The following is a 22,401-nucleotide window of genomic DNA, read 5'->3' on the forward strand; positions in this document are numbered from 1 at the left end:
TTTCTCGCATCCTCGCGGCTCGGTGCCCGCCCGGGATCACCCCGGACAGGTGATGTGCGGCCGTGGGCGCGGGCGGTGTGATGCCTCTGTGCGCAGCGCCGAGGCTCCGGCTCGCACGGCCGGCACGATTGGTCGTCGCCCTGAAACGGCTCAGAAGTGGACGGCTCGGACGGCGCTGCTGCTCGCCACCGCCGCGATCGTGCTGCTGCTGACAGTCGCCGGAGTCAAGAGCGTTGCCCTGCTGCTGGTCGGTCTCGCCGGACTCGCTGCCACGACGGCCGCGGTGTGGTGGGCGCTCACCCATCACGGCCTGCTCCGGGCGTGTGCCGCGACCCTGGCCGCGGTGGTGCCCGTCGTCGTGCTGCTGTATTACACGGCAGTGGACCTGCTGTGGGCCGCCCTGTCGGCCCTCGCCCTGTGGGCCGTGGCGACGGTGACCGGACGCGCCGCCCTCCGCACGGAAGTGCTTCCCCCGGAACCACGACCGCAGCGGACTCCGCCGCCGAAATCGCCGTTCCTCGTCATGAACCCCCGCTCCGGCGGCGGAAAGGTCGGCAGGTTCCACCTCGTGGAGAGGGCCCGGGCCCTCGGTGCCGAGGTGGCCGTACTCGACCCCGCCCACCCGCAGGACGTCGCCGCACTGGCCCGCCGAGCCGTGGCCGAGGGCGCGGACCTGCTGGGCGTCGCCGGAGGGGACGGCACCCAGGCGCTGGTCGCAGGGGTGGCCGCACAGCACGACGTACCGTTCCTGGTGATCGCGGCAGGCACCCGCAACCACTTCGCCCTCGATCTCGGCCTGGACCGTACCGACCCTTCAAAGTGCCTCGACGCCCTCACCGACGGAGTCGAACTCCGCATCGACCTCGGCTTCGTCTCCGACCGGGTCTTCGTCAACAACGCATCCTTCGGTGTGTATGCGCAGGTCGTGCAGAGCGACGCCTACCGTGACGACAAGGTGGGCACGATCCTGCAGCGGCTGCCCGAGCTGCTGACCCACCGGTCCGGCCCCCGGCTGACCGTCCGCGCCGGCCCCGTCGCCATGGACGCCCCGCAGGCGGTGCTGGTCAGCAACAACCCCTACCAGGTGGGCGATCCGGCCGGCCTGGGTCAGCGTGCGAGGCTGGATTCCGGCGCGCTCGGCGTGCTCGGTGTCAACGTCGACAACGCGGCCCAGGCGGTCGACCTGCTGCGCGGCCGGCACGCCCGCGGGCTCACCGCGCTGACCACGACCGACGTGGTCGTGGACGCCGATGCTGCCGAGATACCGGTCGGCGTCGACGGCGAAGCCCTCGTCCTGCCCACCCCCGTCACCTGCCGCATCGCGCCGGGTTCGCTGCGCGTACGGGTACCCAGCGGCCGGCCGGGGCCGCCCCGGACGAATCCGCCGGCGGACTGGCGGGCTCTGGGCCGACTTGCCTTCGCACGCCGTACCCCGGCCGCGGCGGGCTGACCGCGGCCGCGGGAACCGGCACTCGCGGCTATCGGTGCGGCCCCTGCGCATCCAGCACCGCTCGGGGGACACGACGCGGGGTCGCGGGGCCCTCCGGGCCGTAGCCGAGCCGGATCAGCATCTGGGCGTGACCGGTGTGGTGGGGGTCCGGGCCGAGTGAGCGGCGCAGGTCGGGCCATTCCATCGGCTGGTGCAGCAGCGACGCCCGCAGCCCCAGGGCGGTGGCCACGAGCAGGACGTGTTCGAGTGCCTCTCCCGCCCGCAGCCAGTCCGTACGACGGTCGTGCTCGGTCCTGAGCAGGGCGATGGCCGGGGCGGTCTCGAAGTCCTGGGCGGGCAACTGCCCGGGGTGGCGTGCGGCGGTGAAGTCCCGCATGGGGATGCGTTCGCGGGCGTCCTGCGGGCCGAGTGCGGTGTACGGAAGGCCGGCGTCGAACGGGCTGTCCGGGTCCCGGTTCACCCAGCGGCGGCTCTCCGTGCCGCGGTCGGCGTCGGCGCGGTTGCGCTGCTCGGCCTCCGCGGTCACCCGCAGCAGACGTACCGTCTCCGCGGCCTCGGGGAAGATCAGTGAGGCGCCTTCCACGTGGGCGGCCTCGGTGAGTTCGGCGCGTGCCTGCGGCGGCAGGGGCCTGGCGGAGAACGGGAAGCGGCTGCTGTGCCTGCGCCAGATGGCCGGGTAGAGGTCGCCGAGGTGTTCCGTGCCGTGCCCGCCCCTGGCTCCGGTGGGCCGTACGACGGCGAGCAGGTCGGGCTCGTCGGGGCGGGGCAGCAGCCGCACGACGGGAGCCCAGCCGAAGTGCGACACCGCGACACGGAGGTTGAAGACGGACGCACCCACCGACAGATGCAGCGCACGGCCGGCCGGATCGGCATGCCGCAGACTGCGCTGCGGGTCCGCGCGTACCTCGAAGGCGACGGCCTCGGGGTCCAGCCTGAAGCGCCAGGGCTGCGTGTTGAAGAACGAGGGCGCGGCCACGGCGGCCGCCACGCAGGCTTCCAGCGTCGCGGCGTCGAGAGGCACGGATGGCATGGTGTCCTCCTCCCGCACGGGTTTCGGAGCAGGTAGGGATGCCCTTCGAGAGTGGGCGCCCGGCGGCCTCGGGGTGAGGGGCCGATGGTCCCCGGCAGGAGGCCCGGTCAGGCCAACGACGACGGCCGTGGGGCTGGTGCGCCTCGCCCACGGGCGGACGGCTACGGCGTCCCGGCGGGCGGCGGCAGGGCTGAAGCGCCCCTCGCCGTCGCAGACTTGGGCCCGGTCGGCCCCATGGCCCCTTCTGTCCGGCCCATGCCATGACACGCGCCCGGCTGTCACCTTGCTCTAAGTGACGACGAGGAGGTGCGGACCGATGCGGACCTGCAGGCGAACCAAGAGGTGGCTGTGGCGGTGGCGGGCCAACCCGCTGCGCAGGCGCGACGACGTACTCGAGGCCTGGCTCGTGCTCGCCCTCTGGACGCTCGTGGCCGTGGGTGGAACGCTCGCCGGTGTGCTGACGGCCCGGGCCGCCGACGACGCCTTCATACGGCAACGCGCCGAGCGCACCCCCGTAACGGCCGTACTCCTCACGGACACCCCGCCCGCGGAGGCGCAGAGCTACCGGGCGTTTGCGCAGGTCCGCTGGGCCGGAAGGGATGGATCCGCCCGCACCGCCAGGACGCTGGTGGACGGCGGGCTCAGGGCCGGATCCACGACGGTGCTCTGGACCGACACGCAGGGGAACCTCACCACCCGGCCGCCGAGCCGCACCGATGCGGCCGTCGAAGCGGGACTCCTGGGAGCCGCGTCGGCGCTCGCCGTGACCGGCCTCGCGTTCGCAGTCACAGGCGCCGCACGCTGGGGGCTGGACCGGCGGCGCATCGACGAGTGGGGCAGGGAGTGGGACCTGGTCGGTCCGCGGTGGGGGCACAAGACCGGCTGACGACCCGCCGAGTCGGTGCCGGGCGCGCCCCGGCGCACCGTGGGAGCACGCCGGGACGCGCCGGACACGTGGCCTCTGCCTCCCGAGCACGGACAGTGCCGACAGAGGCTGCCGATCTGTTCGCCGAGCGGAACCCACGACCTGCCGATGACGCCGGCGAGAACGAAGATCGGCTGCATGTGACGGTCCTGTCGCCCATGCCTTCGGAGGCGCGACAGTCTTGGCCGACAGCAGAACGCTTCGCGTCTACGTAGCCCATACGCCTCCACACCACCGGCGTTCGCAGCCATTCGTTGATTGCGGCGATGAGGACAGTGGCCTCGTAGCGGACGGCGAGCTCTGCGCTTGTACATCTCGCGGTCGAATGAGGCGTCGTGGGTCGGCCGGTGCCCCCCCGAGGACGTGGAAGGAAGCGTCCACCTTGAGGTGAATCTTGGTGGTCAGCCCACCGCGGGAGCGGCCGAGAGCATGGTCGTCCGGCTCGGCCGCCAGGCCGTCCGGACGCGTCCGGCCCGGACCGTCAGCCCCTTTTTGCGGGCGCCGGCGGCGTGTCGGTGCGCTGGACAGACAGTGGAGTCGACCGAACCCTCCCACCCGATGATGCCGTCGGCATCAGCCTGACCTGCAGCTTCTCCAAGATACGGGGCCAGATGCCGTCGATCTGCCGGCGCTGGAACACCGCATACACCGTCTCCCAGGGCCCGTACCGCTCGGGGACACATCCCGCCACGGCGAGCCCGTCCGTGCCCGCCACCAGATCCCGTCGAAGACCTGTCGCCGATCCCGCGGCGGCCGGCCCGTCTTCGGTATCGGCGGCAACACGGCTTCCAACCGCTCCCCCTGTGTATCCGTCAGATCGCCCCGAGACATCTGAAGATCGTTTCACGGCCAGGGTATGCACAGCAGCCCGTCAGCTCTGATCTGTGGCGGGCCGCCACGAACTGCCGGTCTCACGTTCGAACGCCGGACGCACGTCAACGGTGTCGTACACGATCCGCAGCGTGGCAATACGGCCGTCCTCGGCAAGCTCAGCCAGGTCCACCACGTCAAACGGCGCGGCAGCCCCGGACGGCAGGCGCCAGTCGAAGTGGAACCAGAACGAGATCAGGGCGGCCCCCTGCTGGGTCCGGCCCTCCGCCACCCCCAGCAGAGTCAAGCGCGCCCGGCTGGTATCGGCGAAGAGCTCGGGATAGAACTCCGTGGCCGGTCGAGGGCCGTACAGCGGAGAGTGCACCATCGCTCCAGGCGCGAACAACTCCAGCACCGCCTCGGCATCCGCCCGCTCCAGCGCCGACAGGTAAGCCGACACAAGCTCAGCTGCAACCATGATCACTCACTCAACGCCAGGCCAAATCAACAGCCCATGCTCTCATCCCACCACTTGCACTCCGCCCATCAACCCGCGCAACACCCCGACGTCTCAAACACGTCCTAGTACCTGACATCCCCGGGAGCGGGGTGTCACGTCCGGGGCCTGTCGAGCTCAGCCGTCTCGCAGGCCCCGGACGTCGGCGCGGGCCGCCCGGCCTCGGGGGGAGGGGACGGCCGGTGTGCGATGGCAGCCCGCGCGGAGCCGGGGAGGGGCGGCTTCCACCCTCACAGGGGGCCGCCCGTGCCCGGCCGTGCAGGACGCGTCAGCCGGCGGTCATCGCCGTTGCCGCGTACGTCAAGGAGATCAGGGCCAGTACGGCGGCCGGGACGGCCCGGACCAACGGGTCGCCGTGGCGCAGGTGGACCACCGCCGCCGCGGCCGTCAGCAGGGCGAGGCCTGTCGCGGCGGCCACGCCCAGCGGCATCCAGGTCAGCCCCGTCAGCAGACCGGCGACCCCGGCCACCTCCAGCGCGCCGACGAGGCGGTAGAGCCGTACCGACATGCCGAGATGGGCCGCCGCCTGGCGCATGAACGGCACCGCGGCGAGCTTCGCCAGCCCCAGTGGAAGGAAGACCAGGGACAGGGCGACGGCGAGCACGGTGGTCATGAGGCGGACCTGCCCTTGCGGCGCTCCTTGCCCAGCCGGGCGTAGTGGTCGATGAGACCGGGGTCGTCCACGGTGGCCGGATTGACGACCTGCTGCACCGCGGCGCCCTGCAGCAGTCGCTTGATCGGGACCTCCAGCTTCTTGCCGGTGCGGGTGTGCGGGATGCCCGGCACTTCGAGGATCTCGTCGGGGACGTGGCGCGGTGAGGCGCCGGTGCGGACGGCATCGCGGATCTTCTCGCGCAGGGTGTCGTCCAGGGTCACCCCGGCCGCCGGGACCACGAACAGCGGCATCCAGTAGCCGCCGTCCGGCTCCTCCGCGCCGATGACCAGGGCCTCGGCGATCTCGGGGAGACGTTCGACGACGTCATGGATGTCGGCGCTGCCGAGCCGTACACCGTTGCGGTTGAGCGTGGAGTCGGAGCGGCCGTGGATGATCACCGAGCCGTGCCCCGTGACGGTGATCCAGTCGCCGTGTCGCCACACCCCGGGGTACGCCGAGAAGTAGGCGTCGCGGTAGCGGGTGCCCTCCGGGTCGTTCCAGAAGTACAGCGGCATCGAGGGCATGGGCCGGGTCACGACCAGTTCGCCGACCTGGTCGATGACGGGGAAGCCCTCGGCGTCGTACGCGGCCAGCGCCACACCCAGGTGCGGCGCGGACAACTCCCCTGCCCAGACCGGGGTGTTGGGGGCGCTGCCCGCGAACCCGGAGACGATGTCGGTGCCGCCGCTGATGGAGGCCAGCAGAACGTGGTCGCCGACGTGCTCGCGGACCCACGGGTATGCGGAGGCGGGCAGGGCCGAGCCCGTGCAGCCGACGACGCGGATCGACGACAGGTCGTGGACGGACGGGTCGATGTCGAACTTGGCCATGCCCAGCAGGTATTGGGGGCTGGTGCCGAAGACGGTGACCCGGTGGCGGGCCGCCAGTTCCCATAGGCGGTCGAGCTTCGCGAAGGGGGCCGGGCTGCCGTCGTAGGTGCAGGTGGTGGCGCCGGTGAGGAGGGTGGAGGCGACCAGGTTCCACATCATCCAGTGGGTGGTGGTGTACCAGAGGAGGCGGTCGCCGGGCCCCAAGTCCGAGTGCAGCCCCAGGGTTTTGAGATGCTCCAGGAGCACGCCGCCGTGGCCGTGGACGATGCCCTTGGGCAGGCCGGTGGTGCCGGAGGAGAACACGACCCACAGCGGATGGTCGAACGGCACCGGCTGGCAGGTGAGATCTTCGGTGCGGGTCGAGGCGTCCTCCCAGGGGACGACCAGCGACGGGTAGGCCTGCGACGGCCAGGGCAGGCCCATGTGGTCCACCAGCACGGTGGCCTTCAACGTGGGAAGGGCGTGGGCGAGTTCGAGGACGGCGTCGCGGCGGTCGTGGGTGGTGCCGTTGAAGAGGTAGCCGTCGGCGGAGATCAGCACGGTGGGTTCGAGCTGGGCGAAGCGGTCGGCGGCGGCCTTGGGGGCGTAGTCCTGACCGCACACCGACCAGATGGCGCCCAGGCTCGCCGCGGCGAGGAACGAGACGATGGCGTGCGGGGTGTTGGGCAGGTAGCCGACGACCCGGTCGCCCTTGCCGACGCCGAGGTCGCGCAGGGTGGCGGCCACGGAGGCCACCAGGGCACGCAACCGGGCACCGGTCACCTCGTATCCGGCACCGGTCTCGTCGAGGGCAATGATCGCCACGTCGTCGTCGGCCAGGTTACGCAGGGCATGGTGGGCGTAGTTGAGGGTGGCGCCGGGGAACCAGCGGGCGCCCGGCATCCGCTCCTCGGCCAGCACCTGCTCGTAGGGGGTGTCGGCGTTGATGTCGAAGTACTCCCACACCGCGCCCCAGAAGCCCTCCAGGTCGGTGACCGACCACTGATGCAGGGCGGCGTAGTCCTCCGGGTCCATGCCCTGGAGCCGGGCGAAGTCCGCGATGCGACTGGCGGCCGCCGTCTCCGGATCGGGGGTGAAGAAGGGCGTACTCATCGCGTCGTACTCCTCAACAGGCTTTTCGGCGCCGTCCGTTCGGAAGGGACGGGGCTTCGGGTGGTGTGCAGCAGGGCCGCCCAGTCGGCGGTCGACGTGAAGTCGCGTCCCCCGGCCGGGACGACGTCCATCACGACGCGGTCGGGCCGCAGCAGGACCGCGTCCGCGCGTCCGCCGCGCAGCCAGGCGGCGAGGGTGCCGTCGTCGCCGAGGTCGGCCACGCAGAGCGCGCGTATGCCGAGGCTGTGGGCAAGCGCGGTCAGAGAGGGGCCGGGCTCTGTGGCGGTCAGCACGGTGAAGGAGTCGCCGAGCAGCTGGTCGAGACGGGTACGCCGTCCGTCGACGCTCACCCACGGTTGCGGACAGTGCGTGCCCGCCAGGCGTCGGCGGACACTGCGCCGCACGAGCGGGCCGGCGGTCAGGGGTGGGCTGAGGTCGCGGCCGGCCAGCTCGGTCAGGCCGGGTATGCGGCAGGCGGCGGCAAGCGCTCGGCGGCGGATCGCGGCGGCGCCGTCCTGGCCGCCGGTCATGGCCCAGCCCATGGCGACCGCGAGCCTCACCACATGACGGGCGTGCGGCCTTCGTTCGCTCTCGTAGGTGTCCAACAGCCGCTCGTCGCCGCCCTGCTGGAGGACGCGGGCGAGCTTCCAGGTGAGGTTGTAGGCGTCCCGCAGTCCCGAGCACAGGCCCTGTCCGATGAACGGCGGGGTGAGGTGGGCGGCGTCGCCGAGCAGGAAGACCCGGCCGCTGCGCCAGCGGTCGGCGACGCGGGCCCGGAAGGTGTACTGCGTCTCGCGGACCACCTCGAAGTCCCCGTCGTACGAGGGCGGCAGCCACGGGGCGATCAGTTCGCGGGCCGTCTCCTGCCCTTCCTGGATCCTGAACTCCCAGCGGTAGCGGGTGTCGTTCACCCGCATGAACGTGCCCGGCCGCTTCGGGTCGCAGACCTGGTCCACACCCTCCCAGCAACGGACCGGGCCCGTCGTCTCGGCGTCGATGACGGTCCAGCGTTCCTCGAAGTGCAGGTCCTCCCAGGCGCCGCCGATCGCCTCGCGGGTGAGGCTGTTGGCGCCGTCGCAGCCGAGGACCGCGTCGGCCCACAGCGCGTGCTCGCCGGTGTCGTCGCGGTAGGTCACCCGCACGGGGCCCGTGGTGTCCGGGCCGACGCCGGTGACCTCCACGCCACCGCGCAGTTCGCATTCCGGGCGCTGGGCCAGGGCGTGACGGAGCACGCGTTCCAGCTCGGGCTGGTCGAACATGCTGGTCTGCGGGTAGCCGTGCCGGCCGTGCTCGGTGCGCCGGAACTCGGCCATCACCCGGTGCCGGGCGTCCAGCAGCCGCAGCCCGCCCGCCGGGCGGGAGATGGCGGTGAACTCCTCGCCGAGGCCCGCGGCCTGGAGGATTCGGTGGACCTCATCGTCGCATGCGACGGCGCGCGGGAGCGGGTAGATGTCCTGGTGGCGTTCGAGGACGACACTGCGGATTCCGCGCCGGGCCAGGAGAAGGGCGGCGGTCACGCCCACCGGCCCGGCCCCGACGATCACGACGGGCACACGTGCGGCTTCATCGACGGTCATGTGCGGCTCACCTCGGGTCTTAGTTCGCGGCCGCGACGGGCGTGCGCTGCTCGCCGAGGTCGATGCGGCCGTCGGGGGTCGCGATCGTCGCCGTGATCACGTCGCCCGGGTTCAGGTAGTGCGGGTTCTTCGCCTGGCTCTTGAAGAACGCCTTCCATTTCACGGCGGGCGGCAGCAGCGCGCCGATCTTCTCGACGGCCTTCGGCGGCGCCTTCAGGGCCGTGCCGCCGGGAGTACCGGTGAGCAGCAGGTCGCCGGCGTCCAGGGTCTGGAAGCGGGCCAGCAGGGTGAGTGCCTGTGCCGGGCGGACGATCATGTCGGCGAGTGTGCGGTCCTGGCGCAGCTCGCCGTTGACGCTCAACTTCAGCCGCAGGTCGAGGAGATGGGCGAAGTCCTCCGGCTCCAGCAGCGTGAGGTGGGGCCCGGTGGGCGTGAACGTGGGGTACGACTTGCTCTCGTAGAACTGCGTCTTGGTCAGCTGCACCTCACGGGCGCTGACGTCGTTGGTGATCACCAGTCCGGCGACGTACGACGGCAGGTCCCGCTCCTCGACGACGGTGCCGACGGGTAGGGGCGCGCCCATGACGAGCCCCAACTCGATCTCGTAGTCGAGGAATTTCACGTGCGACGGCCGCACGACGGCGTCGCCGGGGCCGCTGACCGAGCCGGATGCCTTACGGAAGAAGGCGGGCGGGATGTCGCCCTTGAAGCCCGAATCGCGGGCGTGGCTGCGGTAGTTGACCATCTGGGCGACCACCCGGCAGGGCGTGGTGACCGGCGAGAGCGCCACCAGGTCGGCGACGGGCGTGCCCGGTTCGCCGGAGGCGGCGGCCTCGCGGACAGCCGGCCGGTCGGCCAGCAGCTCGGCGGTGGTCACGGCCTTGGTCTCGACGGGGACGGCTCGGTCGCCTCGGACGACCCACCAGCCGTCGGCGGTGCGCAGGACATTGGTGCTCATGTCAGTGCCTTTGTGAGGGATTCGGGTGCGGGGGTTCAGGATTTGGCGGCCTTGAGCAGGCCGAACAGTCGTGCCGGGTCCATCTCGTTGTCGCCGCGCAGGGCCTCGATGACATCGCGGACCCGCTGCGGGGAGGGGCTCGCGCCGAGGAAGTCGCGGGTGGCCGGCGGGCCCCACTGGGCGAGGCCGCTGGTCGACATCGGCGCCCAGCCGGGCTCGACGTCGCAGGAGAACAGGTCGCCGTCGGCGAAGTGCTCCAGCATGAAGTGGTCGGGGTCGCGCCAGTAGTCGAAGAGCTGGCTGCCCTGGATGTGCCGGCCGATGCCCCAACTGCGCTTGTATCCGCGTTCCCTGAGGTACTCACCCCCGGCGGCGATCGAGTCGAGGTCGGTGACCTGATAGGCGGAGTGGACGTACCCCGTCCCCGGCCCCAGGTGCATCGCGAGGGTGTGGTGGTCGGCGGGCACACCGCCCAGGTCGCAACGGATGAACGCCATCGTCGGGCCGCGATCGCGCTGCCCGTCCAGGAACAGGAAGTCGGACACGATCATCCCGAGGGTGTCCAGGTACCAGTCCAGGGCCCGGCCGAACACCCGTGTCTCCAGCACCACATGGCCCAGGCGCTGAATTCGGGACGGCTCGCGCGGCGGCCGCTGGGTGGCGTTGGTACGCCGGTGATCCGTGCCGAAATTGAGGATCAGCGGCTGCTGTTCCGGCAGTGCGGGGAGCTGTTCGCCGCAGTGCACGACCCGGACCGGGAAGCCCGACGGGTCGAGCAGGTCGACCACCTTGCCGCCGCCGGGAACGTCGGAGTCCCGTACGGACGATCCGGTGGCGCGGGCCAGCCGGTCCAGGTCGCCCCGCTCGGCGGCGCGAAACGCCGGACCGATGAAGCGGGACGTACGACCGCGCCGGATCACCATGCAGGGCGAGCCCGCGAAGGTACCCCGCAGCCACAGCTCGCTCTCGGTCCGGGCGGCGACGCCGAAGCCGAAGTCGCGGGCGAAGACCTCCGCCCGGTCCAGGTCGGGCTTCTCGAACTCCAGCCAGGCCAGGTCCGCCACCTTGATCACGGGGTTCCGGGAGCGGCCGGGGTGTTCGCCGCGCAGGGCGCCCTGCTCACTGTGGAGGTCCTGGTGGGCCGTGATGACGTCCCCGTTGACGCGTGTTTCAGACATGGTGCCCTCCGAGCAACATTGCCGTAATGAGGAAATCATCAACTGTGACAGTTCTGTCGTCAAGGCGTTCGCTGCAAGAAATGATGAATTCATCAGGACTGCGATCTGCATGGGGTAACCGTTAGACTCCTTCGCATGTCTACGTCAGCCCCGCCCAGCAACCGGTTCGAGCGACGTCGCGCAGAGACCCGTGGAGCTCTCGTGCGAGCGGCCCGGCAGATACTCGCCGAGAGCGGCGACACCAGCGCGAGCATCCAGGCGATCGCCGAGCGCGCGGATGTGGGCTTCGGCTCCTTCTACAACCACTTCGACTCCAAGGCGGAGTTGTTCGAGACGGCAGTGATCGACGCCTTCGAGGAGTTCGGGCAGGCCTTCGACGAGCGCCTGACAGGGATCGACGACCCGGCGGAGCTGCTCGCGGCCGGCTTCCGGCTCAGCGCCCGCATGGCCGACTCCCACCCGGAGCTGATGCAGGTCCTGCGCCGCCGTGGCCTCGGGCACATCCACACGGGCAACGGACTGGCCCGACGCGCCCTGCGTGATCTCCAGGTCGGCATTGCCTCCGGCCGCTTCACCACCACTCTCGACCCCGTGGTCGCCCTGACCGCGCTGGGCGGCACCCTGCTGTCCCTGGTGGAACTGCGGTTCGCCCGCCCCGAGGTGGACGGCGACGAGGCCGCGGTCAACCTCGCCGAGATGGTCCTGCGGATGCTGGGCCTGCCCGCGGACGACGCCCACGAAGTAGCCCGACGCCCCTTGCCTGACGCCCCCTGACCTCACGCGGACGACGAGTCCGGGTGGAACGTGACCGAGCGGCCTGTGAAGCGGGCGTCGATTCCGTCCTTGCTGGTGGTGACCGACCGCAGCCGGAGCCCTTCGGGCACGTTCTGCAGCGGAATGGGCTCGTCCAGGGCCCTGTCGAGCAGTGATTTCAGCGGAGGGAGCAGTTCACCCTGCTCCGCGCGTACGTCCGTGAAGGCGATACTGTTGCCGTCGGCCGCCGAGACGGCAGCGCTCACGGTTACGTCGCCGACGAGCGGCAGACTCGCGGTCGCGTCGACCCGGCCGGGCTCGTCCCCCTGTGACACCTGCACGCCGAGCGCGCTCGACACGTCCGCGTACGACAGGAACGCGGTCGCTGTGACGCCGTCCGCGTGAGCCTCGTCGGCGCTCCCCGAGGTCTTCAGCCCGTCCATCCCGACCGTCAGCTTCGTCACCGGGAGCGGCCGGGTGCTGCCGTCGGCCGGAATGTCGTGGGCGGTCAGGTCGACATGGTCCAGGCTGCCCGCGGCCAGTTGGTTCAGTACGGGAAAGCCCCTGACGTGCACCGACGGCCGATCGGCGGTTCCCATGCCGTCCTGGAACGCCTTGGCCGTACGGCTCTCCGCGCGAGCTGCGGCGATCCGGTCGACCGCGACTGCGCCGACCATCAGGGCCACCAGGGACGCGACGGCGATGATCATGCGCCGTCTGGTCCGGGTCGGGGGGCTCGCGTACACGGAGGCGTCGCCGTAGTAGGGCTCGCCGAGGTACTCCTCGTCGCGGTGGGACTGATACATGCTTCTCCTCTTCGAGTGGTGCTTGGCAAGTCCGCCTACGCGGCGTCGCCCTCGGGCCGGACAAGCCCGTGGACGCGCGCCGAAGCGCTGTCTCCGGCCACGCCCATCGCGATCAGGGCGGCGGTCGCGGTGCCGGTGCCGTCGTCACTCCAGACCCCGCTGTTCACGCAGTCGAGAAGCCCCAGCAGGTGCCCCTCCAGCGCCCGGGTCAGGACGACCGGGGGGACGCCGGTCTGGAAGGCGCCCTGCCGTTGCCCCCGGCCGATGATCGCCTCCGCCATGTCCCGCGCGGGGGCCAGCACTTCAGCGAGCCGGTCGGCCCCGAGGTCCTGGGGAGCGAGGCGGAGCAGGATGCGGTAGCGATCTCCGACGGGCCACACCGCGAGGACGAAGCGCGCCAACTCCGTGACGGCATCCGCCACCGGCGTGCGCGGGACCGCGAGCGCCTGCCGCAAGGCCCACGTGGCCTCCTCCACCAGCCCCTCCATCAGCGCGGCCCGGCCGTTGAAGTGGCCATAGACCGTACGGCGCACCACCCCTGCCGCTTCGGCGATGTCACCGAGGCTGCTGTCGGGGTCGCGGCCGAGTTCCTGCCGGGCCGCCTCCAGGATGCGGGCCCGCGTGAGCAGAGTGCGGCTGCGTTCCGGGGCGGCTGTCAGGTGTGCGTGGATCATGTCGAACCTCCGGTAGGTGGGGGAGGACGACTCGATAGTTGCACATCGACGGGCAATAAACTAGTCTGCACATCAGTGGGCAATTAGCTGCCCCTGGTGCCGGGCCCCTCTTGGCCCCGCGTGCACCGATCCCATCGATTCCGCACCCCCGAAGCCTCCGCTTCACCTCCTGCCGAGGAGCCTGACCATGCCGCTCTTTCCGAACACACCCGTCGAGAAGATGACGGAGCCCTACCACCGGCGCTGGTGGGCCCTGCTGGTCCTGTGCCTGAGCCTGCTGATCGTCGTCATGGCGAACACGTCACTGATCGTGGCCGCCCCCGACATGACCAAGGACCTGGGCCTGAGCAGCAGTGACCTGCAGTGGGTCATCGACGGTTACACCGTCCCCTACGCCGCGCTGATGCTGGTGCTGGGCGCTATCGGCGACAAGTACAGCCGCCGCGGCGCCCTCGTCCTCGGCCTGCTGATCTTCGCCGGAGGTTCGGTGATGGGCGGCCTGGTCGATGAGACGAACCTCGTCATCACAGCCCGCGCGATCATGGGCGTCGGTGCCGCCGTCGTCATGCCGGCCACCCTGTCGCTGCTGGTCGCGATGTTCCCGCGCGCCGAGCGCGCCAAGGCGATCACCGCCTGGTCCGCGACCTCCGGCCTCGCCATCGCCGCCGGCCCGCTGGCCGCCGGCTGGCTGCTGGAGGACCACGCCTGGGGCTCGACCTTCCTGATGAACGTGCCCATCGCCGTCCTCGGCGTCGTCGGCGCGCTGCTGTTGGTGCCGCCGTCGAAGGCGGAGGGCATGGGCCGCATCGACTACATCGGCGGTCTGCTGTCGATCGTCTCGGTCGGTTGCCTCGTCTACGCGACCATCGAGGGCCCGCACTTCGGCTGGGGCGTCGGCCCGATCACCGCGGCCGTCGTCGCCGGCGTGGGCCTGCTGGCCTTCGTCGCCTGGGAGTTGAAGCACCCCAACCCCATGCTGGACGTGCGCAAGTTCACCGAGCGTCCCTTCGGCGGCTCGATGCTCGCGGTGCTGTTCTTCTTCTTCGGCACCTTCGGCTCGATCTACTACTCCACCCAGTTCCTGCAGTTCGTCCTCGGCTACGACGCCCTGGAGACCGGCATCCGCCTGCTGCCGCTGGCCGGAGCGGTCTTCCTCGGCGCCGCAGTCACCGGCAAGCTCGCCCCGAAACTGGGCGTGAAGATCGTGGTCGGCACCGGCATGGTGATCGGTACCGTGGGCGTCTTCCTGCTCACCCGGATCGACTCCGGCTCGGCCTACACCGACTTCCTGGCCCCGCTGCTGCTGCTCGGCTTCGCCATCGGCCTGAGCCTGTCCCCCGCCACCGACACGATCATGGGCTCCTTCCCCGAGGACGAGCTGGGCGTCGGCGGCGGCGCCAACGACACCGCCCTGGAACTCGGTGCCTCGCTGGGCATCGCCATCCTCGGCTCGCTGCTGGCCACCTCCTACAAGGACAAGCTGACCGACCTGGTCGGCGGCCATCTCCCGGCCGCGGCCATGGACACGGCCAAGGACTCGGTCGGAGGCGGCATCGCGGTCGCCGAACAGGTCGCCAAGAACCCCCAGGGTGGCGCCGAGCAGGCCCAGACTCTGCTGGGAGCGGTCCACGAGTCCTTCGCCCACGCCATCGCCCACACCAGCCTCATCGGCGGCATCATCATGGCCGCCGGAACCCTGATCGTCATCGCCGTCCTGCCCGGCCGCAAGCACACCACCAAGCACGGTGAGGCGGAGGCGGCACCGGCTACCGAGAAGCAGACCGAGACCGTGGGCGCCTGAGCCCCGCACATCGGAGGCCGGAACGCGATTCCGGCCTCCTTCGCCCCCAGAACGGGCCGTGCCTAGAGCGGCGCACGGCCCCGGACGGTGCCGGGAGGGGACACCCGGCACCGTCCCCCTTTTTTGTCGTCCGCGGCCGAGACGCCGCCTCGGCCCCTCGATGGCAGCAGAGACGTACGGCGGGTGAGGGCGTGGGCCGCTGTCACCGATCGATGCGGGTAGCTGCAAGCCTTGCGCCGGGTCCTCGTGCCGACCTACCGCATCAGCGCCGGGAATAAGGGCACACTCTCGGGTGAAGTGAGTTCGGGACTCCTTTCCCATCGCAGCACCGCAAGACCTCCACTGAATGGGGTGCGGTCGCTGAACTGGGGTGAAAGGCAAGCGATGTGACAGAGAGTCATGAGAATTCCGCCCTGCTGCGACTGATCGACGAGCGGTCGGCCGCGTTCCGGAGTGCGGTTGCCGCCGCACCCGGCCTTGACGCGCCGGTGCCGTCCTGCCCCGAGTGGACGTGTTCGATCTGGTGCAGCACCTGGGTACGGGCCAGCGCTGGTGGGCCGCGATCGTCGCCGCGGGCCCGGCCGAGGCTCCGCCGGCCAAGGATGCCGCGGAGGTGCCGTGCGAGCTGGAGGCACTGCCGGCCTGGTACACGGGGTCGAACGAGCTGCTGCTGAGTGCGCTGTGTGAGGCCGGCCCGGAGCGCGAGCGCTGGAAGTGGTGGAGCGCCGGTGTGTCGCCGACGAATGCCTGGGGCGTTGCCCGGCACCGGGTGCACGAGGTGCTGGTGCACACCTACGACGCCCAGCTCGCCGCAGGCGCCGTGCAGCCGATGTCGGCGGACGTCGCGATCGACGGCGTGGCCGAGTTTCTCGACACCTGCAACTCCACCCCGGCGGCCTGGCCGCACGAGGCCGGCACCCTCCACTACCACTCACGCCACCGAGGGCCGCTCCCGGCTCCTTGCAATGGACGGCACCGGCGCCTGGCCCGCACCCCTCACGGACAGCGCCGCGCCTGCCTCCGCTTCGGCCACGGGCACGCCGAGCAGCTGCTCCTCTTCGTCTGGGGCCGCCTCACGCTGAACGACCTGAAGATCGAGGGCAACCAGCAGGTGTTCGAGCAGCTCATCGCCTGGGAGCCCGAGGAGTAGCCGGGTCGATACCGCCGCCGGACGGCCTTGATGACGTCCGCGTCGGTGAACGACGTCTCATCGGCCGTCGGTCGTCGCCCCCGGCGTCGTCGCCGTGTCGTCGTCCGGTGTCCCGTCGTCCGACGACGTGTCCTGGGCCTCCTCGGGGACGACGACCACCGTGCTGCCCGCCTCGACCTCGCTCCCCGCCGCCGGGGTGCTGGAGGCGACGACGGCGTCGGAGGCCTGGGAGTACCCGGAGGCGACGGTCACCTGGAGGCCGAGTCCGCCCAGCTCGTTCTGGACCTCGGCAAGGGTCTTGCCGACGATGTCCGTCGGGATCTGCACGGTCTGCACCGACTTGGCGAGCTGGACGTCGACCGACGAACCGGGCTCGACCTCCTCTCCCGCGGTGGCGCTCTGTTCGACGACGGTCCCGGCCGAGGCGCTGCTCTCCACCTCGGTGGTGTCGCCCAGTTCGAGGCCGTGCTCGGCGAGCAGTTTGCGGGCCTCGCTCAGGGTGCTGCCGGTGAGGTCGGGAACCGTGGCCTTCTCGGCCTCCTTGGCCACCGTGAGGGTGATCTCGGTGCCCTTCTCGACGCTCTCGCCGCCGGCCGGATCCTGCTCCAGGACGGTCCCGGCGTCCTCGGTGGACACCTTGTGCCGGAGCTTCACCTTGAAGCCCTTGTCCTCCAAGATGCGGGACGCGTCGTCCTCGTCCTTGTCCGTGACGTCCGGCACCTCGACCTTCGGCGCGCCGGTGGAGACGGTGACCGACACCGCCTCCCCCTTGTCGAGCCGGCCGTCCAGTGGGGTCTGCTCGCAGATGTGCCCCTTGGGCTGGTCCGCGCAGGGCTCCTTCTTGGTCACGGTGAGCGTGAGCCCGACGTTGTCCGCCGTGCGCCGGGCCTCCTCCAGGGGCTGACCGACGAGATCGGGTACGCCCGCCTTGCCGTCGCCGGCCGCACCGCGCCCGAACAGGAACCAGCCGAGCACGAGCGCCACGACGACGACCGCGACGCCCACCCCGATCAGCGCGGCACTGCCTCTGCGGCGACCGGTCTCCGCCGCGACATCGCCGTCGGGCTCCTCCTCGTCGCCGCCGTCGACCGCCCGGTCCAGGACGGTCTGCGCCCCGAGGCACGCCTCGACGTCGGCGAGCATCTCCTGCGCGGACTGGTAGCGATACGCAGGGTCCTTCGTCAGTGCCCGCAGGACGATCGTGTCGACCTGGGGGCCGACCTCGGGGTTGTAGAGACTCGGCGGTCTCGGTTCTTCCTGAACGTGCTGGTACATCACCGCCATCGGCGAATCACCGGTGAACGGCGTGCGGAGGGTGAGGAGTTCGTACAGGAGACAGCCCACCGAGTACAGGTCGGAGCGGGCGTCGACGGCGTGTCCCATCGCCTGCTCCGGGGAGAGGTATTGCGCGGTACCGATCACCAGGGAGGTCTGGGTCATGCCGACGTCCCGTGCGTCACGGGCGATCCCGAAGTCCATGACCTTGACCTGGCCGGACCAGGTCACCATGACGTTGGCGGGCTTGATGTCCCGGTGCACGATGCCGTGCTGGTGGGAGTGGGCGAGCGCCTCCAGGACGCAGGCCGTTATCTCCAAGGCGCGTTCGACGGTCAACGGCGGTCCGGAGGACAGGGCCTCGCGCAGGGTGGTGCCGTCGACGTACTCCATCACGAGGTACGGAAACTGCGCCCCGTACGAGAGGTGTTCGCCCGTGTCGTAGACCGCGGCGATGGCCGGGTGGTTGAGCGAGGCGGTGGACTGTGCCTCCCGCCGGAACCGCTCCTGGAGTGCCGGATCGTGGGCGAGGTCGGTGCGCAGCGTCTTCACCGCGACGCCGCGGTCGAGCCGGAGATCGTGCGCGAGATGCACCTCGGCCATGCCCCCGGAGCCGAGGAGCAGTCGCAGTTCGTACCTGTCGCCGAGGACCGCCACCGGCGCAGGCTGGGAGAAGGCCAGATCGTCTGGTCCGCCGAAGTTCATGCGCAAGATAATTGCACATCCAGGGGTAACTAAAGAAGCGGGAGCGGACACGGAAGGACCCCGGCGCTTCGCACCGGGGTCACGTCGGACTGCAGGGCGATCTCACCCCTCGGCGGCGGCCACCTCGTCCACGACGATCTGCGCCCGCTTCTCCGGCACACCGGCCGCGATGAGCGTGGTGACGGCCACCCGGGTGCCGTCGTCCTCCAGCGCCCCGGTGTTGACCTCTTCCAGCAGGGCGACCGTCATCGCCTCCAGACCGGCGCTCAGCACCGGGGCCGACAGGTGGGAGTGGAAGATCCCGTCCTGTTGTCCCTGCTCCACGATGGCCGTGACCCTGACCCGGGCGGGCTCCAGGATCCCGGCGACCCGGTCCATGCCGAGGTCCCGTCGGGCCAGCGCCAGAAGCATCCGGTACCGGTCGCCCACGGGCCAGAGCGCCAACGTGAAGTGGGCGAGCGCCCGGTCCGCCGGTTCCGTCGCCCCCGCGACGACCGCGACGGCGGCCTGGAGCGCCTCGGCGGCCTCCTCGGCCAGTGCATCCAGCAGCGCCGCCCGCCCGGGGAAGTGCCCGAACAGCGTACGCCGTACGACACCGGCGGCGCGGGCGAGTTCCTCCAGGGTGATGTCGGGATTGCGCCCGAGCTCCTGGCGGGCGGTGGCGAGGATGCGCGCCCGGTTGGACCGTGCGTTGCGTCGCTGGGGCACACGGCCGACGGGCTGGGACACGAAAGGAACCTCGAAGAAGACAGGGCGTAGAAGGGACTTCTCCATTCTGGCACGCGAGTCCCGACCGACCCGCGGCCGCATCCGGGGTCGGTCGGGACCTGGTCAGGCGGGCAGCTCCTTGATGTCGGACGGCTCCTGCGGCTCGATGCCGTTGAAGCGGTGCCGGAAGTCGCTGGAGGCGGGGTACGCGGCGCGGCGGGAGCGCATGATCGAGCCCAGCGGGCGGTGGGCCTCCAGGGCGTGCCAGGGGCTGAAGGAAAGGACGTCGTCGGCGTAGCGGCGGCGGGCGTCGCTGTAGGCGTCCTGGGCGGGCAGATGCAGCACGGCCACGGTCCGGTGCGGTGACAGTTCCTCGGGCCACAGGACCGAGGCGTCCTCCACCGGCATCCGGTCGATGTCCGTGCACAACTGGGCACGGATGTCGTACTCGGCGCTGTTGTCCGCGAAGAAGTCGATGACGAGGTCGCGCAGAGCCGACTCGCCGGCCTTCTTGTCGACGTGGCTGCCGGTGAGGGCCCTGACGTTCGCCGAGCGAGGCGCGGCGGACATCTTCGCCACGTGGTCGCCGTAGCGCAGCGCGGCCATGGAGTGGAAGGTCTCGCCGAGGATGTGGTCGTTGGCGGCGGCCAGGGTCTCGACGGCGGGCGGAAGCGGACGTCCGACGCGTGTGAGGGCCTTGGCGGCCACCCGGGCGGCCGCGCCGGTGAGCTGGAGCTGCTGGTCGCTCTGGCCGGGCTGTTTCTCCAGGATGCCCTGGAGTTTGGCGTATTCGGCGATGTTGCCGAAGGGCAGGGTGGGGTGGTTGACGAGGAGGAAGTCCTGGGTGGTGAAGCCGTCGTCGAGGGCGCGGGGCCCGGGGGCGCCGATCACCTTCATCGCGAGGCCGCGCTGGACGGGCACCTGGTCGGAGCGCAGGTCGCCGGGGGCGGAGGAGAAGCGGACGATCACCGGGTAGGTGGCTGGTTCGGCGAAGAGGCCCTGGGCGAGGTGGGCGGGCAGGTCGGGCTGGATGCGCAGCTCGCCGGCGAGGACGCCGTGGCTCTTGGCGTGGGCATCGCGCAGGCCGTGCCGGTGTTTGTCGGCGACCTGCTGGTTGGCCTTGCCCATGGCCGCGACGACCTGGCGGACGAGTTCGTCCTCGTCCGGGAAGGGCTGTTCGAGGTCGGGGCTGTAGCGGACGTACGAGGTCATGGGGAGTGTCTCCGCGCGGGGTGGGGGGTCAGTTGCCGCTGAGCCAGCGGATGGCGGACAGGCTGGGCATGAAGAAGTACTCGCCGCCGAGGAGGGTGTTGAAGGACTGGATGTTCTGCACCCGGCGCGGCGGGGTCCCGGGCACGGTGAAGTAGGCGCCCTTGTCCTGGAGCGAGATCATCGGGTCCTTCTCCTTGCCCAGGCCCATGAAGTTGCCCGAGCCGACCCATTCGCTCTGCAGGAACTCGACGTTGTCGATGGCGCGGGCGCCGAGGGCGATGAAGTCCAGGCCGCGCGGTGTGCCGTCGTCCTTGAGGCGGTCCGGGGGCAGCGGGGTGCCGTAGGAGGTGCCGCGCCGGATGATCCGGCGGATGTTGACGTCGGTGAGGACCGTCAGCTTGGTGTCGCGCGGGTTCATCCGGCGGATGTGGGAGCCGAGCGGGGTGCGCAGTCCGCGCGGGTCGGCGGAGTAGTCGAAGTCGTTGATCCGGTTCGGGTCCTCGCCGATGGCGGGGGTGTCGCGCTCCGGGGTCAGGGCGAGAGGTGCGCCACTGCGCCAGCGGCCGACCAACTTGGCTGCCAGCAGCTCGCGTTCGGCCTCGGTGGAGGCGTTGTCGTGCAGCCACTTGTTGAAGGCCGCGACGTGGGAGTGGTACTTGCGGAAGACGACGTACGTGCCGTTGCGGCCCAGGACGTCCGGAGCCGGCACGGGCAGCGGCACACCGGTCTCGCTCGGGTAGCCGAGGACGAACTCCCCCGCCTTGATGGGCCGTCCGTCGCCGGGCAGGGGTTCGGCGCCGCTGCCCTCGACCACCGGCTGACTGAAGCCGTCCCGGTAGCCGAAGACGTTGAACCCGTCGGCCGCGAAGTCCTGGTGCGACAGCAGCTTCACGCCCGGGACCTCGCCCAGTTCCTTTTCGTAGGCGGCGACTTCGGCCCGCCAGTCGTCCTCGCTCGCCGCGTAGACCGTGACGGCCGCGTGCACGCGACGGGTGCCGAAGGGGAACTCCCAGCGGTCCGGCGCGTTCACGCCCGTGTCCCGCAGCCGCTCGGCGCGGGCGGCCATCCCGGCGCGGAAGTTGGCCGGGAAGGAGGCCAGCGAGGTCTCCGGCAGCCCCAGTGCGACCAGACCCTGGTAGCTGAGGGCGAGGGCCAGCCAGGACGGCTGCGGTTCGTCCCAGCGCGCCGCCGAGGTCACCCTCGGCGCCAGTCGGCGCAGCAGTTCCTTGCCCGCGGCCGGTTCGGTGATCTCCAGGATCGCGTGGGTACCGAAGTAGGGCTCGGGCCGGGCCCGCAGCAGGGTCGCCTGGATGTCGTCGAGGTCCAGGGTGGGCGGGCGGCGCAGCCGCCGGAACAGCGGGGAAGGCATGGTGTGCCTGCCTTCAGTTGAGGTCCGACAGGAAACGCTGCACGGCGGCCTCCTGCCGCTTGAGCCGGTGGCCTTCAGCGACGGTGAGGTTGGGGTGGGCGACGAACCACGCCTCCGCCGGGATCTGGTACTTGACGATGAACTCCTTCACGTCCGGCGAGGTGATGCCGGGCCAGCCCTCGACGTTGCTGAACAGGTAGTCCATGAACTCGGGGATCTTCGTCGCGAAGTCGTCGATGTAGGGGTCCCACTCGCCGTCGAAGGCGGTCGCGAACAGCAGCTTCGTGTCGTTGTCGAGGAACACGAACCGCATGTTGTGCAGGGTGCCGACCTGGCCCGCGCCCGCCAGGTTCCCGCCGACCAGGCCGAAGAACTTCCGAAGCCGCGCGGCGCCGTTCGGCTTCAGCGGCAGGATCGTCGTCAGCTCGGACACCTCACCGCTCTTGGCACCGATCCGGCCGGCGGTGGTGACGGCGTGTTCGGCCATCTCCTCCTTGTCGGCGAGGATCTCGGCGGCCTTGAGCTTGAGAGCGATCTTCGCGTCCGACAGTGCGGTCTCGACCTTCTCGCGGACGGCATCCGGGAACTGCTGGAACTTGGCGTGCAGGTCTGTCTCGCTCATGGCGCCTCTCTTTGGGCTTGGGCGGCAATACGTCACATATCGCCATAAATAGGCCATCGCAGGGTGGCGCACAAGCGGGACGAGACCCACTTTCTGACCACCTCCGCATAACTGATTACATCATCAGTTCACTGGTTCGGCTTGTCAATGCACCACTCACAGGCGGTCACACGACTCACAACCGAACGACTCGCGATCCGCGAGTGCCTGAGCGGGCGGTCCGACTCTCGCCAGCCTCCCGCCGGGTGGATCTTGCGCTGGGCTCCGTGCCCACACCTGTTGCACCGCTGTGGTCGTGCCGATC

Annotated in this window: 20 protein-coding genes; 5 read left to right on the plus strand and 15 right to left on the minus strand. The window is 70.7% G+C overall.

Going from position 1 to position 22,401, the window contains the following annotated elements; all coding sequences use genetic code 11:
- Window positions 1-88: 88 nt before the first annotated feature.
- Window positions 89-1,450 (plus strand): diacylglycerol/lipid kinase family protein, encoded by a 1,362-nt coding sequence (locus ACWDAG_RS05315; protein WP_450694245.1) that lies wholly within the window; start codon window positions 89-91, stop codon window positions 1,448-1,450.
- A gap of 28 nt (window positions 1,451-1,478) precedes the next feature.
- On the opposite strand, the gene ACWDAG_RS05320 is transcribed toward ACWDAG_RS05315, so the two are convergent.
- On the minus strand, window positions 1,479-2,480 hold the full coding sequence (locus ACWDAG_RS05320) for an Acg family FMN-binding oxidoreductase (protein ID WP_450694246.1): 1,002 nt from the start codon (window positions 2,478-2,480) through the stop codon (window positions 1,479-1,481).
- A gap of 316 nt (window positions 2,481-2,796) precedes the next feature.
- Here ACWDAG_RS05320 and ACWDAG_RS05325 point away from each other — a divergent pair, with 316 nt between their 5' ends.
- Window positions 2,797-3,366, plus strand: coding sequence for an Rv1733c family protein (locus ACWDAG_RS05325; protein ID WP_450694247.1), 570 nt, complete (start codon window positions 2,797-2,799; stop codon window positions 3,364-3,366).
- 612 nt (window positions 3,367-3,978) lie between these two features.
- Here ACWDAG_RS05325 and ACWDAG_RS05330 read toward each other — a convergent pair.
- The 7 genes from ACWDAG_RS05330 to ACWDAG_RS05360 form a co-directional block, all read right to left on the minus strand.
- Window positions 3,979-4,236, minus strand: coding sequence for a transposase (locus tag ACWDAG_RS05330; protein WP_450694248.1), 258 nt, complete (start codon window positions 4,234-4,236; stop codon window positions 3,979-3,981).
- A gap of 40 nt (window positions 4,237-4,276) precedes the next feature.
- Complete coding sequence (locus ACWDAG_RS05335; RefSeq protein WP_450694249.1) at window positions 4,277-4,693, minus strand: nuclear transport factor 2 family protein; 417 nt, start codon at window positions 4,691-4,693, stop codon at window positions 4,277-4,279.
- A 307-nt stretch (window positions 4,694-5,000) separates the two neighbouring features.
- Complete coding sequence (locus tag ACWDAG_RS05340) at window positions 5,001-5,345, minus strand: DoxX family protein (RefSeq protein ID WP_450694250.1); 345 nt, start codon at window positions 5,343-5,345, stop codon at window positions 5,001-5,003.
- Window positions 5,342-7,309 carry an acetoacetate--CoA ligase gene (locus tag ACWDAG_RS05345; RefSeq protein ID WP_450694251.1) on the minus strand — a complete coding sequence of 656 codons (1,968 nt, stop codon included), beginning with the start codon at window positions 7,307-7,309 and terminating at the stop codon, window positions 5,342-5,344. Before ACWDAG_RS05345 ends, ACWDAG_RS05340 begins: the two co-directional genes overlap by 4 nt.
- Window positions 7,306-8,886, minus strand: coding sequence for a bifunctional 3-(3-hydroxy-phenyl)propionate/3-hydroxycinnamic acid hydroxylase MhpA (mhpA, locus tag ACWDAG_RS05350; RefSeq protein WP_450694252.1), 1,581 nt, complete (start codon window positions 8,884-8,886; stop codon window positions 7,306-7,308). Before mhpA ends, ACWDAG_RS05345 begins: the two co-directional genes overlap by 4 nt.
- 19 nt (window positions 8,887-8,905) lie before the next feature.
- Window positions 8,906-9,844, minus strand: a complete 939-nt coding sequence (locus ACWDAG_RS05355) for a fumarylacetoacetate hydrolase family protein (protein WP_450694253.1) — start codon at window positions 9,842-9,844, stop codon at window positions 8,906-8,908.
- A gap of 35 nt (window positions 9,845-9,879) precedes the next feature.
- On the minus strand, window positions 9,880-11,022 hold the full coding sequence (locus ACWDAG_RS05360) for a VOC family protein (protein WP_450694254.1): 1,143 nt from the start codon (window positions 11,020-11,022) through the stop codon (window positions 9,880-9,882).
- A 135-nt stretch (window positions 11,023-11,157) separates the two neighbouring features.
- On the opposite strand from ACWDAG_RS05360, the gene ACWDAG_RS05365 reads away from it, so the two are divergent.
- The gene (locus ACWDAG_RS05365) at window positions 11,158-11,796 is read left to right on the plus strand and encodes a TetR/AcrR family transcriptional regulator (RefSeq protein ID WP_450694255.1); all 639 of its coding nucleotides are present in this window, start codon (window positions 11,158-11,160) and stop codon (window positions 11,794-11,796) included.
- 2 nt (window positions 11,797-11,798) lie between these two features.
- Here ACWDAG_RS05365 and ACWDAG_RS05370 read toward each other — a convergent pair whose 3' ends face one another.
- Window positions 11,799-12,581, minus strand: coding sequence for an LmeA family phospholipid-binding protein (locus ACWDAG_RS05370; protein ID WP_450694256.1), 783 nt, complete (start codon window positions 12,579-12,581; stop codon window positions 11,799-11,801).
- A gap of 35 nt (window positions 12,582-12,616) precedes the next feature.
- Window positions 12,617-13,255 carry a TetR/AcrR family transcriptional regulator gene (locus tag ACWDAG_RS05375; protein ID WP_450694257.1) on the minus strand — a complete coding sequence of 213 codons (639 nt, stop codon included), beginning with the start codon at window positions 13,253-13,255 and terminating at the stop codon, window positions 12,617-12,619.
- Window positions 13,256-13,442: 187 nt separating this feature from the next.
- Between ACWDAG_RS05375 and ACWDAG_RS05380 the strand changes: the two genes are divergently transcribed.
- Complete coding sequence (locus tag ACWDAG_RS05380) at window positions 13,443-15,056, plus strand: MFS transporter (protein WP_450694258.1); 1,614 nt, start codon at window positions 13,443-13,445, stop codon at window positions 15,054-15,056.
- Window positions 15,057-15,561: 505 nt separating this feature from the next.
- Complete coding sequence (locus ACWDAG_RS05385; RefSeq protein WP_450694259.1) at window positions 15,562-16,206, plus strand: maleylpyruvate isomerase family mycothiol-dependent enzyme; 645 nt, start codon at window positions 15,562-15,564, stop codon at window positions 16,204-16,206.
- 57 nt (window positions 16,207-16,263) lie between these two features.
- On the opposite strand, the gene ACWDAG_RS05390 is transcribed toward ACWDAG_RS05385, so the two are convergent.
- From ACWDAG_RS05390 to ACWDAG_RS05410, 5 genes are all read right to left on the minus strand, one after another.
- Window positions 16,264-18,186, minus strand: a complete 1,923-nt coding sequence (locus ACWDAG_RS05390; RefSeq protein ID WP_450694260.1) for a PASTA domain-containing protein — start codon at window positions 18,184-18,186, stop codon at window positions 16,264-16,266.
- A gap of 102 nt (window positions 18,187-18,288) precedes the next feature.
- Window positions 18,289-18,915, minus strand: a complete 627-nt coding sequence (locus ACWDAG_RS05395; RefSeq protein ID WP_450694261.1) for a TetR family transcriptional regulator — start codon at window positions 18,913-18,915, stop codon at window positions 18,289-18,291.
- A 102-nt stretch (window positions 18,916-19,017) separates the two neighbouring features.
- Window positions 19,018-20,106: a catalase family protein gene (locus ACWDAG_RS05400; protein ID WP_450694262.1), complete on the minus strand. Its 1,089-nt coding sequence runs from the start codon at window positions 20,104-20,106 to the stop codon at window positions 19,018-19,020.
- Between the two features lie 28 nt (window positions 20,107-20,134).
- Window positions 20,135-21,475: a Dyp-type peroxidase gene (locus ACWDAG_RS05405; protein WP_450694263.1), complete on the minus strand. Its 1,341-nt coding sequence runs from the start codon at window positions 21,473-21,475 to the stop codon at window positions 20,135-20,137.
- Window positions 21,476-21,488: 13 nt separating this feature from the next.
- Window positions 21,489-22,097, minus strand: a complete 609-nt coding sequence (locus ACWDAG_RS05410; RefSeq protein WP_450694264.1) for a hypothetical protein — start codon at window positions 22,095-22,097, stop codon at window positions 21,489-21,491.
- Between the last annotated feature and the right edge of the window lie 304 nt (window positions 22,098-22,401).

The organism is Streptomyces sp. NPDC001157 (genome assembly GCF_053598255.1).